Annotated in this window: 10 protein-coding genes and 1 pseudogene; 6 read left to right on the top strand and 5 right to left on the bottom strand. The window is 52.2% G+C overall.

Annotation, left to right across the window (positions count from 1 at the left end; translation table 11 throughout):
* Positions 1-153 precede the first annotated feature (153 nt).
* Positions 154-390 carry a hypothetical protein gene (locus GEI7105_RS0112895; RefSeq protein ID WP_017660874.1) on the bottom strand — a complete coding sequence of 79 codons (237 nt, stop codon included), beginning with the start codon at positions 388-390 and terminating at the stop codon, positions 154-156.
* A 389-nt stretch (positions 391-779) separates the two neighbouring features.
* Here GEI7105_RS0112895 and GEI7105_RS41045 point away from each other — a divergent pair.
* The 6 genes and pseudogenes from GEI7105_RS41045 to GEI7105_RS0112870 all read left to right on the top strand — a co-directional run.
* Positions 780-983, top strand: a pseudogene (locus tag GEI7105_RS41045) (peptidoglycan-binding domain-containing protein); the annotation flags it as partial.
* 63 nt (positions 984-1,046) lie between these two features.
* Positions 1,047-2,246, top strand: coding sequence for a peptidoglycan-binding domain-containing protein (locus GEI7105_RS0112890; protein ID WP_245555402.1), 1,200 nt, complete (start codon positions 1,047-1,049; stop codon positions 2,244-2,246).
* Between the two features lie 8 nt (positions 2,247-2,254).
* Positions 2,255-2,818, top strand: coding sequence for a hypothetical protein (locus GEI7105_RS0112885; protein ID WP_017660872.1), 564 nt, complete (start codon positions 2,255-2,257; stop codon positions 2,816-2,818).
* 909 nt (positions 2,819-3,727) lie between these two features.
* Positions 3,728-4,102, top strand: coding sequence for a hypothetical protein (locus GEI7105_RS30330; protein WP_017660870.1), 375 nt, complete (start codon positions 3,728-3,730; stop codon positions 4,100-4,102).
* Between the two features lie 225 nt (positions 4,103-4,327).
* Positions 4,328-4,780, top strand: a complete 453-nt coding sequence (locus GEI7105_RS41040; RefSeq protein WP_375339036.1) for an RNase A-like domain-containing protein — start codon at positions 4,328-4,330, stop codon at positions 4,778-4,780.
* A 20-nt stretch (positions 4,781-4,800) separates the two neighbouring features.
* Positions 4,801-5,130 carry a contact-dependent growth inhibition system immunity protein gene (locus tag GEI7105_RS0112870; RefSeq protein WP_144053785.1) on the top strand — a complete coding sequence of 110 codons (330 nt, stop codon included), beginning with the start codon at positions 4,801-4,803 and terminating at the stop codon, positions 5,128-5,130.
* Positions 5,131-5,334: 204 nt separating this feature from the next.
* Here GEI7105_RS0112870 and GEI7105_RS0112865 read toward each other — a convergent pair whose 3' ends face one another.
* The 4 genes from GEI7105_RS0112865 to GEI7105_RS38430 all read right to left on the bottom strand — a co-directional run.
* The gene (locus GEI7105_RS0112865; RefSeq protein WP_017660868.1) at positions 5,335-6,111 is read right to left on the bottom strand and encodes a thioesterase II family protein; all 777 of its coding nucleotides are present in this window, start codon (positions 6,109-6,111) and stop codon (positions 5,335-5,337) included.
* Between the two features lie 45 nt (positions 6,112-6,156).
* A complete protein-coding gene (locus GEI7105_RS33445) occupies positions 6,157-9,735 on the bottom strand; it encodes a type I polyketide synthase (protein WP_017660867.1) in 3,579 nt (1,192 codons plus the stop codon).
* A 150-nt stretch (positions 9,736-9,885) separates the two neighbouring features.
* On the bottom strand, positions 9,886-14,553 hold the full coding sequence (locus GEI7105_RS0112855) for a type I polyketide synthase (RefSeq protein WP_017660866.1): 4,668 nt from the start codon (positions 14,551-14,553) through the stop codon (positions 9,886-9,888).
* Between the two features lie 90 nt (positions 14,554-14,643).
* A partial coding sequence (locus tag GEI7105_RS38430; protein ID WP_218959069.1) for an acyltransferase domain-containing protein occupies positions 14,644-16,081 on the bottom strand: 1,438 nt, incomplete at its 5' end.

Raw genomic sequence — 16,081 nt, 5'->3', positions numbered from 1 at the left:
GCCGTGAGAAACCTTGACCCCAGTCAGGACTTCGATATCGACTTCAGCGTTAGCGAAGGATTCGTTGGCACAAAGGAGCAACGAACAACGTTCTAGATGAGGACTCACTCGTGTGCGGGGCGTTAACCTTTAAGCGTTTGGCTTGATTACTGGTTAGGGAGACTTCTCCAATACAGCTCCTAATTTTTCGTTCTCGTCCGCTACGAGTCTGGCTGCTTTGGGCAAAAAAAATAGGGCCAGTTCCGGGCCAAGGGTTTCGAGCCAGTGGTCGCGCAGGCTCAGCTCGATGCTCTCGAAGTCTTGGACTTTCTCTTTAGGGGTATTTTGGTACAGGATATCGGCGATCGTCTCGGCAGCTTGTTTGAGTTTTTGACGTTCTTCTGGGGTCATTGACGACTGGGGAATGCTTTCCTCTCTATTCTCGAACCTCTGTCAATGCGTATTTCTACTCATTGCCTTAACTAGATGCTCCCTACAGTTCTACAGTTCTACAGTTCCTTAATGGTGCAGAAAACTTTTGAAAACAAAACGTTGACAAAAAGAGCGAGATATGAAGTTCCTCTTGAGGGTATCTTTCAGCACCTCAAACCCCTTTGAATACGTTCGTCTTCCCACATTCAGCTAGGAATCGATAGATTCAATAGAACTATTGTCTAGCAAGGGTTTCAGGACTTTTCTGCACCACCAAAGATACAGCTCTGGTTAAAGCAGTCATAACATAGCAATCCCAGCGCGGGACTCTTGATGTCGATGGAAAAGTCGGCTCCATAACCTTTGGGTTGATTGACGCACTGCACTATGGTTTATACGGAAACGATCCCGGCTATGCGCCTTACTCTGAGATCCCCGGACGATTGGCCGCCATTCGACAGGTCGTCGACGTTAGCTCTTCTGGGCGTTTGGACGTGGCGACAGTTCGAGGAATCCAGAACTTTCAAGAGCAGAATAATCTACATCGAGACGGGAAGGTGGGGCCAAACACCTGGAGTCGGATGCAGTCGGAGGTCCGGCCGGAAGTTCCTATTAGGGAAACTCTCTTGCCTGGCATGGCGCCAACAGCCGAAGGTCTTGCAGGGGTAGGGACGAGTAATATTCCCATCGATGTAGGGTATGCGATCGAGGTTAATAACCGTTACGGTTACACTTCCGGTGAAATCGAGCTGATTCAAGACGTGGTGGGAGCCAGACCCACCCGAGTCTTCGACGAGCAAACTGTACTTGCCGTGTCTCGATGGCAACGTCAAAACGGGCTTACGGACGATGGGATTGTCGGACGAGGAGAGGGAACTGAAACTTGGGCAGCGATTCAAGAGACCGCCAACGAGACCCGGAGTGAGGTAGAACCTTCGACCCCTATTGGGGAAACGGCTAGGCAAGCCTTGGGCGAGGTTGCCCCCTTACCTGAGTCAGGAGGTCTGCTAACCCCGGTACAGCAGGAAGGCGTTAAAGCGCTGCTCGAGGAGATGATGGCGTTCAGCCGCGATGCAGCCTTGTTCGTCGCGGGGGCTTTCTATCAATGGTTGGACACCAACTCAGAACCAGGACGATGGGTATTAGAAGCTATTTCGTTGGGAACTTCCACGGCCTCTGACGATGCACAAATCGTAGAACAACAGCTCCCTACTGACGCTGCGTTTGTTACGGGGAGAACGTTTGGAGATGCCGCAGCGCTGGTTCAAGGAATCTTACAGATGATAGCTGGAGGCGGCGCCATAGGAAGTGGTGGAGCCCTCTGTTTTACGGGAGTGGGTTGTATTGCGGGCTCGGGTGCTGTGGCTGCTGGAGTTGTGACAGCAACACATGGAGCCAGTGTTGTTGTTACAGCAACGGGCAACATGGCTCGGGATTTAGCGGAGTTAATTAACGCTGCACATTTAGCCATCAGCAGCGGTTCGGGGGGAAATGGAGGTGACACCGACAACATCAACTGGAACTCGACGAGTAGGCCGACATTTGGTCATACGTTTAACAGACATGGCGCTGGACAAAGAAATACTAGACGATTGAGAGGCAGAGCTGCTAGTAATGGACAAGAGCAAGGACAGTGGTTAGACAACGAGCGAGCTGCAGAGTTTTTGCGAAATATCTATCCAAATATATCCGGTCCGACGATCGTTGATATTCCAGAAGGATTAGGACAAGTTATTATGCCGGACGGTTCGATTGTTCCTGCTACACGAGCTTACCTTGTTCCCAATCCAAGAGGCGTTTACAGAACTGCTTATCCTATCTTAGATGCTCCGTAAGTGATATTATGCTTATACTACGCTTGGAAACCAGAAAAAACCTAGAAGAGTTGCTTTCAGAAACTTGCCAAGATGACTCTAATGAAGAAGAAGCGTTTGAGTGGCAAGATGTTAATGCTGACATTTTCAGCATTATTATTACTGCTTGCGAAAAACTTGATAAAGTAGATGGTTTCGTTTTCAAGATAAGTGGTTTTGGACGAGATTGGCCTGTCGAAATTTACCCTGACTTATCTTGTGTTGTCGAACAACTATCCGAAGCTATTGATGCAATTCGGCAAAAAAAATATCCGTTCGATCTAGAACTTTACGAACAGGGTATTAATAAAACCATAACATTCAACAAAAAAAATGATGATGGCTTTATAGAAGTAAAGTGTCATGATTTTATTCCCCAGAAAGGAGAACATTACAGAAAAGCCTGGAAACCCGATCCAGACACTATCTTAGTAGAAGAGAAGAAGATTCTATCGCAACTCTTAGATCTTAAATTTTCTTTCATCCAAGCCGTTCAAAAAGTTTGTCCCGATCTGGCAGCCGAAGACTTATTTATTGAGTGGTGTGAAAGCTAATTTTCGCAAAGAATGCTCGTAAAAATCCAACAAAACGGGGTCTTGTGGGTTTGCAATGACCAATGTAGCTTAGACTACAAAAAATCTAAACTTCGATCGCTGAACCCTCATTATCACGTTATCTAAACACAGAAAACCACCGTATATCCAGAAGACCCGGTAAAAATAGAAACGCGAAAACTTAGCCGCTATCGTCATCTATATTCCAAAAGGGGGGCGCGACAACGGAGAACTGCCGCAATGGGTATTGGAAGCTGTTTCGTTGGGAACTTCCACGGCCTCTGACGATGTACAAATCGTAGAACAACAGCTCCCTACTGACGCTGCGTTTGTTACGGGGAGAACGTTTGGAGATGCCGCAGCGCTGGTTCAAGGAATCTTACAGATGATAGCTGGAGGCGGCGCCATAGGAAGTGGTGGAGCCCTCTGTTTTACGGGAATTGGCTGTATTGCGGGCTCGGGTGCTGTGGCTGCTGGAGTTGTGACAGCAACACATGGAGCCAGTGTTGTTGTTACAGCAACGGGCAACATGGCTCGGGATTTAGCGGAGTTAATTAACGCTGCATATTTAGCCATCAGCAGCGGTTCGGGGGGAGAGTCAGAGCAAGAGCCTGCTCGAAACCGAAGAACCGATCACGCAGAGCAAAGAAGATCTGAAGGGAGATCATCTGTAAGTCAAGCGTTTAATGATGCACAACGAGCTCGACAAAGTGATATATTCGTTCAACCCGACGACGGGAGATATGTTGTTCGAGGACCTCGGGGTCGAGAGCATATTTTTGAGCCTGATGGATCTCTTTTAACAACTGTAGAAAACCGCCCTCGAAGGGCTCATTTAAGAAGAGTTCAAGCTCGAGATAGAGTCCCAGTAACAAACAGTCAATTTGAACGATTTATGGAGATGTTCAGATGAATCCAACAGACGATTTCTCAGATCTTTCAGTAGAAGAAAATCTCTCAGATATTGCCGCAGAATTACTCTCGTCAAGGAGGAATGAAGATTTTCTCGAACGTTTGTTTTCGGTTGAGTCTGGAAAATGGATAGATATGCCCCCTTTGTGCAAAGGACTAATTGAGATTGAAGAGCAACTCGAAGAAGCAGGGAAATCTTTTAGGGAAGCACCACAAGTAACTTGGCTACCTTATTCAAGCCCTTGTTACGAACAGGGATTCTGCATAATAATTTTCTTCGTAGAAGATTTGCACTGGAGCAGTGTAGCACTCTATAACAAAAATTACTTTCACGAAACTTTTCGCAACAAAGGAAAAGAAGATTCCAAATAATGACTAAGAAAAGGTGAAAATCTCAAAGTTTCTGAAAAGTTGCCAGGGAAGCTGGCTCCTCTGTTAGCGAAACTCGACCAGTTTAATCGTCATTTGGATGATGTTCTGTCACAAATTGACGGTCAGTTTCGCCAGATAGGTGAGGAGCTTCAACGGCGGTTAGATACTATACTGGGTCGTAGACCTCAGCTCGCTACTCCTGATGGCGCTCCGGTTCCAGGGCGCATGGATGACTTGGAAACGGTTCAGCCCATGCAGTCTCAGGGGAGAGCAGGTAATGCTCACAATAGTAGGAGACAACGACGTAATGTAGAATCTCATGACGCGGCTGGAGGACACAGCATCGATCGCTATGTGGGTCGATCAGAACATTGGTTGTGTAACCGATTAGCTGGAGATCCTAACCTAAGATTTGCCTCTTCATTTCGGAATGAAGCTGCTGCCAATCGAACTCAAGGAAGATTTGTGCGGCGGTATCGCAATGAAATAATAGACTGGCTCAACAGTGGAAGAGGCCGACCATTCGTAGCAGAAATCGAAATGGAAAATCCCATTGGAATTGTACTTGAGAGAGGCAGTAGCAGGGCTGTTGAAACTTCAACTGCACGAGTAGTTATAGTACGCGACACCTCAGAACAAGGTTGGCGTATCCACACATCATTCCCAATTATTGATTAGCAAAGGTGAAGGAGGTGGAAATGACTCGATATAGGAATATTTATCCAGAGCTTAAACAATTTTTTTCCGGGTACTTTCACCAAGACTGGACGGTTCTTCATGACTGGAAAGGAAAGCGACCATCATTTGAAGTGATTGTACATGAGTTTAAAACCGAAAATCCTCAATCTCTTATCAATCTAACAGTTAACGAGTTAGAGAGTTTTCTAGATCTAAACTTGACAGAAGCTGATTTAGATATGGCTTTAACTCGGGAACTCGGATCTTGTGTTTATGCTCCTGGAATGGGATTAACCTATAGGCAGTGGCTAGAAGCCATTTTAGCTATACTCAAAGAGTCCGCAACCTAAATTCGTCCGGATCTTCCGAACTTGCCGTGAAAAAAAGAGCTGGTAACAAGTAACTTGGCTACCCTTGGGGGTGCAGAAAAGTCCTGAACCCCTTGCTAGACAATAGGGTAGTAATGAGGAGTAATGCTACTTTGGTTTTTGAATACTTGCCATGCAAGGATTGTAACTGCCCAGCATCATTAGAGTGCAGCACTACCCATTATTTTATGAAATAGAAATACACCCATCGATTCTCGCAGAATTTTTTAAATCTTGGCAAAGATAGCTACTGAATTCGTCGAAGTTTGAGTGAATGAAAAAGTGATCGCCGGAAAGCATATAAAAAGAAGTTTGATGGTTGGTCTGGATTTTCCAAGCTTCTAGAAAATCGATCGTCGTTTCGGGATCGTTCAGTCCGCCAAAAATTGAAATCGGACAAGACAGGGGATCTTCGGGTCGATAAGAGTAAGTTTCGACGACTGAAAAATCGGCGCGTAAAATGGGTAATACGAGTGCCAAAAGTTCGGAATTTTGAAATACCTCGTTTGGCGTACCGTTGAGGCGGCGAAGGGCTTCGATAAATTCTGGTTCGGGTAACTGATGGATTGGGGGAACGATGGGCGGTGTTTGAGGCGCACATCGTCCAGAAACGCACAATCGAAGGGGTTTTATTCGATAGTTTTTTCGAAGTAAACGGGTCAGTTCAAACGCAATCAGCGCCCCCATGCTATGACCGAAAAAGGCAAAGGGTTTGTCGAGATAGGGATAAATTACGGGTGCGATCGCCTCGACAATCGACGAAAGGTTTGTCAATAAAGGTTCTTGCAATCGAAATCCTCGTCCGGGGAGTTCGATGGGATAAACGCCAATATTTGATGGAAAGCGATCGCGCCAGCCTCGAAAGCTTAGGGTTCCACCTCCGGCGTAGGGAAAGCAAAACAGCCGAAGTTCGTCGGCGTTGTTGGAATTGAACTGGGGAATCCAAGGGGTTTCGATTTTCATGGGTTTTTATGTTTTCAACATTAGCGTTTTAGAAACTCTTCAAAATCACAAAATCAAACTCTCCATTTCTTCAGATTCTGAGGACGATCGAGTTTGAAGCACTAACGAGGTTAACGTTTGTTGTTCTAACAGCGTATTTGCCAGTTGTGCGATAGTCGATCGCCCTAAAAAGTTTTCGATGGGTAAACGAATTTGAAAGTCCTTTTCGATTTGACCCTGAAGTTCAAAGGCGATGAGAGAATCGACGAGTTCGGCGAGATGGTAATCTCGGTTGAGTTTGTCTTCTGGTAGCCTCAATAACTTGGCGAGGATGGCGATTAAATACCCTTCGATACTCTCGAGTTGTTCGGATTCGGAGAGTTCTGAAAGTTGCGATACATTGGGAACGGCGATCGCGCGATTTTGGAGGTTTTCAGAAGTTGGAGAAGAACTGAGGTTCGATCGCAATTTTGTCGCCGTCGCGTTCAAACGTCGCAATTGGAGTTCTGTGGCTTTCACCACGGGTTTTCCAGCTTCGGTTAACAGCATTACGTCCGCCGAAAGCGTCGCCGTGCGATCGCGATTTTGCCAGTCTTCTACTGGGGTTTGAATTTTGGTATAGGCGTATTTCGGTGGATTTTGTGGGTCGAGTTTGTCGAGTTCTAACTGTTGCAAACTTAGGATTATGTAGGTATCTGAAAGATGCGGCGGAACGCAGGCGGCGAAAACTTGGAAACAGGCGTCGAGGGCTTGCAGCGGTAAATGGTACTCTGACGCTAGGGTTGATTTTGGTTGTGTCAACTGTCCCAAGGCTTCCCCGTCTTTGCGCCAGACAGTGTTTAAGACTTGGCAACTTGCGCCGAGATCGGCTCCGTGCGATCGCATTTGTTGATAGAAGGTTTCGCCATCCCAGCAATCGCTGAATTGCTGTTTTAAGGATTTAATTTCAACGTCAGAAACTTGAGAAAACTCCGGCGAAAGTGTAAATTGTGCTTCTCCCGCCAGGTGTGGAACCCACGGTGCAGACTCCGACGCTTGAGGCGGTTGGCTGAAGATTTGAAATTCTGCGCGATCGCCCGGTTGAGGGGTTAAAATCAACTGCACCCGATGGCAGCGATCGGAGGAAAACGATAAGGGATGGGGAACCCGCAACCCGTTCCAGCGACGAACTGGACGATTCCAGGTGGCGATCGCCCCAGCTTGCAACATCTCCAAATACACTGCTAAATTGGCGATGGGTTGACCCTGTAACTGATGATCGCGCACCAAGGGAAGGCGATCGAGATGCCAGTTCGCTTCAAATTGAATGGCAGACAGGGGAGAGGACAGACGACGACCGAGTAAACTGTCCGAAGGTGGCAGCGGTGCAGTTGGAGAGGGATTCGGAAGGTCGTAAGATTGGCGTTGGAAAGGATAGGTCGGTAGCGCGATCGCCTGACGCTGTTGTCCCGCTTCGACGGCGTGCCAGCAAATATCGACGCCTCGCAGGTACAGTTGGCGTAAACTGTCTAACAGAACCTCCCAATCGGTGCGTTGAGAGTCGAGAGAGGGCAGCCAAAGATGGTTTGAGGTAGAGGTTTCGCAGGTTCCCAGGGCGATCGCACTGTCGCAATCGGCTTGTTGCAACGATGCGATCGCCGAGTCTGAAATTCCCGGTTTGTCGAGAGTTTCGGGGAGTTGCGCGAACAATTCCGGTAAATTCAACTGTCCCGACGCCCAAGCTGCTACCTGTGCGCCGATTCCATCGCCTACCGTCACCGTCGGTTCGATTCCCCACGATCGCCACAGTTGCGTTAAGGCGACTTGACGAGAAACGGCGACTGAAATCGGTAAATTTTCCGGTTTTCGTTCCTGACAAACCGACAACAACAACGCCGCCGTGTCAGCATCGAGACAGTCCGCACAGGCTTCGATCGCCGCTTTGAAGGCTGGGGCGCTCTCGTAAAGTGAAGGATCGATATCGATCGCGCGATCGCTGACGGGGGGAAAGTAGAACCCAATTTTCAGCGGTGGCGTGGCGGTGGTGTCGGAAATGGCGTCTGACGGCGTTTCTAAACACTGCTGGAGTTGCGATCGCGTGGAAACGCAGAAGGCGAGACGATGGGAAAAGTGCGATCGCCCGGCGTTTTCCGTCACGCAAATCTCCGCCAGTTCCAACTCGGGGCGATCGCGCAAGTACTCGGCTAAATCGGTCACCCGCTGCTGGAGGGCGCGTTGGGATTTCGCCGACAAACAGAGAAGTTGGGGCGAGCGCGCGGGTTTCGGAGATTTTGAGGGTTCTGGGGCGGATTCGAGGATGACGTGGGCGTTGGTTCCGCTGAAGCCAAAGGCGCTAATTCCCGCCAGACGAGTTCCATCGCGGTTCGCTATCCAAGGGGTGCGTTCGGTGGGAACGGTGATGTGAGTGCGATCGATGCGATCGTTGAGTTGCTGGAAATGCAAGTGTTGCGGAATTTCGCCCTGTTGCATCGCCAACACCACTTTCATTAATCCCGCGATTCCAGCGGCGGCTTCCAAATGACCGATATTGGTTTTCACCGAACCGATCGCAAAGGGTTGTTGGCGATTTTCGCCGAGAACCGCACTGAGCGATCGAACCTCGATCGGGTCGCCGAGAGGGGTTCCCGTACCGTGTGCTTCAATATATTGAATATCTTGGGGATTGACGCGAGCGTTTTGCAACGCCGATCGCACCACCGCCTGTTGCGCCGTTCCGTTGGGAACCGTCAAACCACTACTGCGTCCGTCGTGATTCACCGCCGAACCGCGAATCACCGCTAAAATGCGATCGCCGTCGGATTGCGCGTCACTCAACCGTTTGAGAGCGATCGCCCCGCAGCCTTCCCCGCGTCCGTAGCCGTCTGCTGAAGCATCGAAGGTTTTGCAATATCCATCAGGAGACAAGGCGTTCAGTTTCGCCATCGCCAAAGTGGTTTGCGGGGCCATCATCAAATAAATTCCCCCCGCGACGCCCAAGCGACATTCTCCCAAGCGCAAACTCTGACACGCCAGATGAACGGCGACGAGAGAGGAAGAACAGGCGGTATCGACAGCTAAGGCGGGGCCGCGAACTCCCAGCCAGTGGGCGATGCGTCCGGCTGCGATACTTAAGGCGTTCCCCGTCGCACTATAGATATCGATTCCCGCTTCGTCGCCAAAGAGGGAAGATTTCAGAAATTCGTTTAAACTGATGCCGAGGAATACTCCCGTCTGACTGTCCATCAACCGAGACGGCGCGATTCCCGCGTTTTCCAAGGTTTCCCAACTGACTTCTAAGAGTAACCGCTGTTGCGGGTCCATCGTCGCCGCTTCTCGAGGGCTGATTCCGAAAAAGTCCGGGTCGAATTCGTCGATGCGATCGAGAAAACCGCCCCGCTGCGGATAGCCAGGTTGCGATCGCCCCAACAGTTGGCGGCGGCGTTCGGGGATTTCGCCGACAGCGTTTTTTCCCTGAGATAACAGGTTCCAAAACGACTCGGGATCGGTGACGCCGCCGGGGAACCGACATCCCATCCCGACGATGGCGATGGGTTCGGCGTGCGATCGCTCGAGTTGGTCGATGCGGGTTCGCATTTCCTGTACTGTCAAGGCGGCGCGTTGTAGGGGGGATAAGGTTTGGGTCGAGTTTTGGGGAAAGTCAGTCATCGTGATTTCGGAGGTTTTCAGCGGTTGGGGTTATACTCCATCCGTTCCCGATAAGCTAGGTTTCCTTAGCCCCCCTTTGAAAGGGGAGTTGGGGGGATAGAGGGGTTTGTCAGGTTGGACAAAACCAGTGTTTGCAATTCGGATTCCGTATTACTTCTGTGTGACCCAGGTGGAAAATTCGCGATCGATCAGGGCTAAAAGCTCGTTTTCAGAGAGATCTCGCACGGCGTTTTCGGGATTTTCTGACGGTTCGACGGGGCGATCGCCTTCTGACGGAGACAGTTGACTGAGGAGATAGTCCGCTAGGGTTTTGGGATTGGGACAGTCAAACGTCAGCGTGGACGACAACACCAAGTCAAAGCGAGTTTGCAGCCGATTTTTCAACTCCAACGCCATCAGCGAATCCAATCCCAACTCGAAGAATCCCGTATGAGGATCGAGGGTTTCTGTGGCGTCGGCTCCTATTACCACACAAATCTCTTTTTGTAAACCCTCAAAAATGCGATGGTAGCGTTGCACGGGGGACAGACTGTCCCAGCATTCTCGCCATCCCCCCAAATCCCCCTTAGTAAGGGGGGCAGGGGGGGAAGAGACGAGGGATTCGAGGAGGCGATATCGCCCCGGATCGGGCAGTTGCGCGGCAAATCGCGACCAATCGATGGGTAACGCGCCGATATGGTGGGGACTCTCGCGATCGCAAATTCCCACGCGATCGAGCAATGCGAATCCTCGTTCGAGGGTTAACAGTTCCACCCCCGCCTGTCGCCACCGCTGCTGGCTGCGATCGTCCAACTTCGCCGCCATTCCCGATTCCGCCCAGGGTCCCCACTGCACGCTGAGTCCGGCGAGTCCTCGGCTACGACGGAGGCTGATAAGACCGTCGAGAAAGGCGTTGGCGGCGGCGTAGTTTCCTTGGCCGGGAGACCCTAAAATCGAGGCGGCGGAGGAGAACACGACAAAGGTTTCGAGATCGAGGGATTCTGTATGGCGGTGGAGGTTCCAAGCCCCCGCAACTTTGGGTTGCAAGACCTTTTCAAAGCGGTTCCAGCGTTGTTGGAGGAGAACGCCGTCGTCTAGAACTCCCGCCAGATGGAAGACGCCTGTGATGGGGGGTGCGGTGTTTTTCAAGCTGGCGAAGACGGAGGCTACATCGGCGTCGATCGCAACGTCCGCTTGTCGGCGATGGATGCAAACCCCTCGCGCCTCCAATTTCTGTAATTGAGATTCCGCTTGGGGAGAAGGCGATCGCCGTCCCAACAGGGCCAAATGCTGCACGCCGCGATCGACCAACCATTTCGCTAACTCGAGTCCCAATCCGCCAAACGCCCCGGTAATGAGATAGGTTCCCTCGGGATTCAACGCGGTTTTCTCAGATTTGGGTTTCCAAGGTTGCAATCGCTGTCCGTATCGCCGGCTGGAACGCAAGGCGACGCGATCTTCGGGGTCGATCGCCCCAATTTCGGCTGCGATCGCCTCGACAATATCCTCGTCGAACTGGGCGGGAATATCGAGTAAACCGCCCCACCGCTGCGGGTGTTCGAGGGCGAGGGTTCGACCCAATCCCCACAGCAAACTCTGTACTGTCGAGGTGGGATTTTCGCCGGATTCCACGGGTTGCGCGGCTTGCGTGACCACCCAAAGCCGACCCGTTGCGGACACTGCATCCTGGGCGATCGCTTTGGCGAGATGGAACAGTCCCGCACAACTGGGATAGTTGCAAGTCACATCCGGTTGCGGAGTGGGCGGCGGCGTTCTGGTGTCGTCCAATCCCCACAAATAGACGATACCCGACCAAGATCGCGATCGCGCTAACGTTTCAAAGGCTTCGGTATCCTCGGGAGAAAGGGCGTTCGCACTGCTGGAAGTGTCGGCGTAGTGCAGATGACAGGTTGCGCCGAGGGACGTTAAACGAGTCGCCAGGCGATCGCCCAAACCGCAAGTGCGATCGCTGAGAATTAGCCAATCTCCCGAGAACGCGTTAATGTCTCGTTTTTCTAACCGTTTCCACTGCGACGCATAGAGACTTTGCGGCGAAGTCTCAACCTCTGAAATATCCGGTTTGACATCGATCCAATAGCGTTTGCGCTGGAAAGGATACGTGGGAAGCGAGACGCGGCGGCGAGAATAGTCGCGATCGAATCCTTGCCAGTCGATCGCTTTTCCTGACAAATATAACGTTTTCAAACTCTCCAACAACACCGACCAATCCGGTTGTCCCCGTCGCAAGGAGGGCAGCCAGAGGGGAGAGGTTTCAGAGTCCGCCACACACTGACGCGCCAACCCCAATAACACCGGATGCGGCCCCACTTCGATCGCCGCCCGACAACCTAACTTTTCTAACGTTTGCGTTCCCTGAGTAAAACGCACCGGTTGGCGCAAATGCTGACACCAATAGTCCGCTCGACCGAGTCGTTCGGCGTCGGCGACAGTTCCCGTCAGGTTCGATATCACGGGAATTTCGGGCGATCGATATTCGATTTGACTGGCGACTTGACGAAACGCCTCTAAAATTCCGTCGATGGCGGGAGAGTGGAAGGCGCGAGACACCTGAAGCGGAACCGCATGAATCTCCTGCTGAGTTAGATTTTTTATTACCTTTTCTACATCGGCTTTCGGGCCGGAAATCACCGTATTTCGGGGACTGTTGAACGCCGCCACCGTCACCGCATCGAAGGGAGAAATCGCCGTTTCCACCACTGACGCTTCCGCCAAAATCGCCGCCATCGCCCCATCTTCGGGTAGCTGTTCCATCAAGCGGGCGCGTTCGGCGACAAACACTAACCCCGTTTCCAAGCTGAAAACCCCCGCCACACAAGCGGCGACGTATTCCCCCAAACTGTGACCCATCACCACGTCCGGTTCGACGCCCCAAGATTTCCACAGTTGGGCGATCGCGTACTCGATCGCGAACAACGCCGGTTGCGTGTAAGCCGTGCGATCGATCTGCGACATCGCCTCAACTGAAGCATTGCTGGGATACAACACCGTCAGTAACGGATGTTCGAGATAAGTCCGTAGAATTTCGTTACAGCGATCGAGAATCTCCCGAAATCGGGGACTGGTTTCGTACAGTTGTCGCCCCATGTGGAGGGTTTGCGATCCCTGTCCGGTAAAGAGAAACGCCGTTTTGACCGAAGTTTGACGTTTGGCGCGTTCTCCCGTTGCTTCGCTAACGGTAAACTCCGCCAATTGTCGCCGCAAGTCCTCGATGGAACTGGCGACGATCGCCCCTCGCTGGGGAAAATGACAGCGTCCGGTATTGGCGCTAAAACAGATATCGGCGAGGGATGGGGTATCGTCCTGAACCGATCGCCATTGCTGGGCGAGTTCGCTTAACGCCGCAGTCGATTTCGCCGAAAACGCCAACAAATGCAGGGGGCGATCGGGAGAATTCGGAGACGGCGTGACGGAAACCGGCGCTTCTTCTAAAATGACATGGGCGTTCGTACCGCTCATTCCGAAAGAACTCACCCCCGCAATGCGAGACTGACTTTCGGGAACCTTCCACGGCGTCCGTTGGGTGGGAACTGTTAAAGCCGGATTCGGCCAGTTCAGCGCCGGGTTAAACTGTTTCAGGTGTAAGTGGGGCGGAATCTCGCGATGTTGCATCGCCAACACCACTTTAATCAACCCCGCAATTCCCGCCGCCGCTTCCAAATGACCGATGTTGGTTTTCACCGAACCGAGGGCGAGGGGATGAGACGGATCGCGATCGCGGGCGAAGACTTGGGCGATCGCTTCGGCTTCGATGGGATCGCCGAGGGCGGTTCCCGTTCCGTGAACTTCTAGGTAACTGACTTGTTGGGGGTTTACACCCGCACGGGTTAACGTGGTTTGAAAGAGTTCCTGTTGCGCGAGGCCGTTGGGAACCGTCAAACCGCTACTGCGTCCGTCGTGGTCGATCGCCGTTCCGCGCACCACCGCTAGAATCTCGTTCCCGTCGGCGATCGCATCGGACAGGCGTTTGAGAACCACCACACCGCAGCCTTCCCCCCGTCCGTACCCGTTAGCAGAGGCGTCAAACGGTTTACAGCGTCCGTCTGGAGACAGGGCGCGCATTTGCGAGAGAATGACGTACCCCCGAGGCGACAGCATCAAATTTACCCCTCCCGCGAGGGCGGTTCTACACTCGCGCGATCGCAGGTTCTGACAGGCTAAATGCAGGGCGACGAGAGACGAGGAACAGGCGGTATCGACGGCTAAGGTGGGGCCGCGAAAGCCGAACCAATGGGATAATCGCCCCGCTGCGACGCTGGCGGTATTTCCCGTAAAAACGTAGGCGTTGAGAGTCTCGAGGCTTTGGGAATCGGCGTGTAACTGTCCGTAATCGGCGGAGTTAATCCCGACAAAGACGCCTGTATTGCTTCCGGCTAAGTCGGTGGCGGGAATTCCGGCGCGTTCTAAAGATTCCCACGCCACTTCTAAGAGGAGTCGCTGTTGGGGATCCATCGAGGTGACTTCTCGCGGCGAGAGATCGAAAAAGGGGGCGTCGAACTCGTCCACGCGATCGAGGAAATGACCCTTTCGGGTGTAACTTTTACCGGGGCGATCGCCGGTTTCATCGTAGTCGCGATCGCCGTTCCAGCGCGTCTCGGGAATCGATCGCACGGTGTCTTTTCCCTGTTTCAACAGTTCCCAAAAAGCTTCGGGGCTGTTGGCGTCGCCGGGAAACCGACAGCCCATCCCGATAATGGCGATCGGTTCGGATTGGGAAGATTCGAGGGTTTTGACTTTTTCTTGTAGGGTTTCGATCGCCAAAAGCGCCCGTTTCAGGGGAGAGAGTTGAGGGGTGGGAGTCGAATCGGAAGCAGAAGTCATGTTGTTAGATGCAATGTCACAGTCGGGGTTTGAAATGTCTTCACCACATCAGAGACGGAGGACACCGAGAGTTCTAGGGTGAGGAAGCCTTTATGAGAGTTCGAGATTTTGCAGTTTTTCGAGTAAGCGGGTTTCGGCTTCGGTTTCTGAGAGTTCTTGGATATCCTCGACTGTCAGAACTGTTGGTGGTGACTCGGTTTTGCGGTGCGACCCCGCGCCGTCGCACGGCGCTAGGGCTTGCCCTGAGCTTAGTCGAAGGGAACGCGCACCAAGAGAGTGGTTTTGTGGAGTTTCGGGTAAGGCTTCGGAAACGGCGATTTTTGGTCGATCGCTCTCGAGATGTAAGATCGCCTGGAGTAAGTAATCGGCGAGGGATTCCAGGGTGGGATAGTTGAAACCCAGCGTCGCCGAGAGGGGATGTCCGATTTCTCGTTCGAGACGACTTCTCAACGTCACCATCGACAGAGAATCGAATCCCATCTCGAAAAAGCCTCGCGTCGGTTCGAGATCCTCGGGGGAGGAACGCCCCAACACGCGGGCGAATTCGCCTTGTAACAGCCGAACGAGAAGAGGATGGCGATCGCTGCGACTGGCACGATCGAGGTGTTGGAACCAGGAGTCACTTACAATCTCTGTAGACTGTTGGGAATTCTCCTCGAGATTGTCTTCGCCAAACCAGCAGCGTCGTCGTTGAAACGGATAGTTGGGAAGCGTCACGAGACGGCGAGAATAGGGGCGATCGAAGGCGTTCCAATCGATCTCTACGCCTCGAACGGTCAGTTTGGCTAAACTCTCGAGTAAGGTTTCCCAAGGAGTTTGAGACGATCGCAAACTGGGGAAATACGAGGGGCGATCGCTCGAGTTCGACCCCATTTCGATAAACAGGGTTTCTTCGGGAACGGCGGCGGTGGAAAGGATCTCTGACGGTTCGCGAACCTGTTGTTTCCAGTAGTCTGGGGTGGCGATCGCGTCGGTGACGACTTGTCCGGTGCGCGGAGAGACGATCGCCCGTTTTGGAATTTGGTAAGAAAGGTTATTTGCAGTGCGATCGAACTCGTCTAAGCTGCGATGCTTGGCTACAGCCAGTTTCAAGCCGTCTTCTAGGGAAAATACCCCCGCCAGACAAGCGGCGACGTACTCGCCAACACCCTGCCCGACTAACCAATCTAACCTTGAGATCCAAGATTGCCACAATCGCGCGAGAGCGTATTCGATCGCAAACATGGCGGGTTCTATTAACACTTCGTCATCGAGGACTTCCGCAATCGATCGCCCCAGCAGCGGATTTACAATGTCGTCGCAGGCGTCGAACACTTCCCGAAACAGCGGCGAAGTCTCGTACAGTTGTCGTCCCACACCGGGAGACACAGGACAGGTTCCGGGGAAGACAAAGGCGATGGGGGCGCGAGACGGGGGTTCGTGTCCGCTGTAAACCCCCGACGGTTTCTCTCCCTGTAAGTATTGCGTCAAGCGTTCCCGCATCCCCTCAATCTCCCCTTCGCCCCCCTGCATCCCCCCCTCGCCCCCC

The sequence above is a fragment of the Baaleninema simplex PCC 7105 genome (assembly GCF_000332355.1).
Taxonomy (GTDB): Bacteria; Cyanobacteriota; Cyanobacteriia; order Cyanobacteriales; family Geitlerinemataceae; genus Baaleninema; species Baaleninema simplex.
The sequence above is the reverse complement of the archived record's forward strand: the minus strand, read 5'-3'. Positions and strand labels throughout refer to the sequence as shown.

Excerpts from the sequence above, each read along its gene's own strand:
- GEI7105_RS0112895 (WP_017660874.1), bottom strand. The coding sequence starts at position 390 with ATGACCCCAGAAGAACGTCAAAAACTCAAACAAGCTGCCGAGACGATC.
- GEI7105_RS0112890 (WP_245555402.1), top strand. The coding sequence starts at position 1,047 with ATGGCGCCAACAGCCGAAGGTCTTGCAGGGGTAGGGACGAGTAATATT.
- GEI7105_RS0112885 (WP_017660872.1), top strand. The coding sequence starts at position 2,255 with ATGCTTATACTACGCTTGGAAACCAGAAAAAACCTAGAAGAGTTGCTT.
- GEI7105_RS30330 (WP_017660870.1), top strand. The coding sequence starts at position 3,728 with ATGAATCCAACAGACGATTTCTCAGATCTTTCAGTAGAAGAAAATCTC.
- GEI7105_RS41040 (WP_375339036.1), top strand. The coding sequence starts at position 4,328 with ATGGATGACTTGGAAACGGTTCAGCCCATGCAGTCTCAGGGGAGAGCA.
- GEI7105_RS0112870 (WP_144053785.1), top strand. The coding sequence starts at position 4,801 with ATGACTCGATATAGGAATATTTATCCAGAGCTTAAACAATTTTTTTCC.
- GEI7105_RS0112865 (WP_017660868.1), bottom strand. The coding sequence starts at position 6,111 with ATGAAAATCGAAACCCCTTGGATTCCCCAGTTCAATTCCAACAACGCC.
- GEI7105_RS33445 (WP_017660867.1), bottom strand. The coding sequence starts at position 9,735 with ATGACTGACTTTCCCCAAAACTCGACCCAAACCTTATCCCCCCTACAA.
- GEI7105_RS0112855 (WP_017660866.1), bottom strand. The coding sequence starts at position 14,553 with ATGACTTCTGCTTCCGATTCGACTCCCACCCCTCAACTCTCTCCCCTG.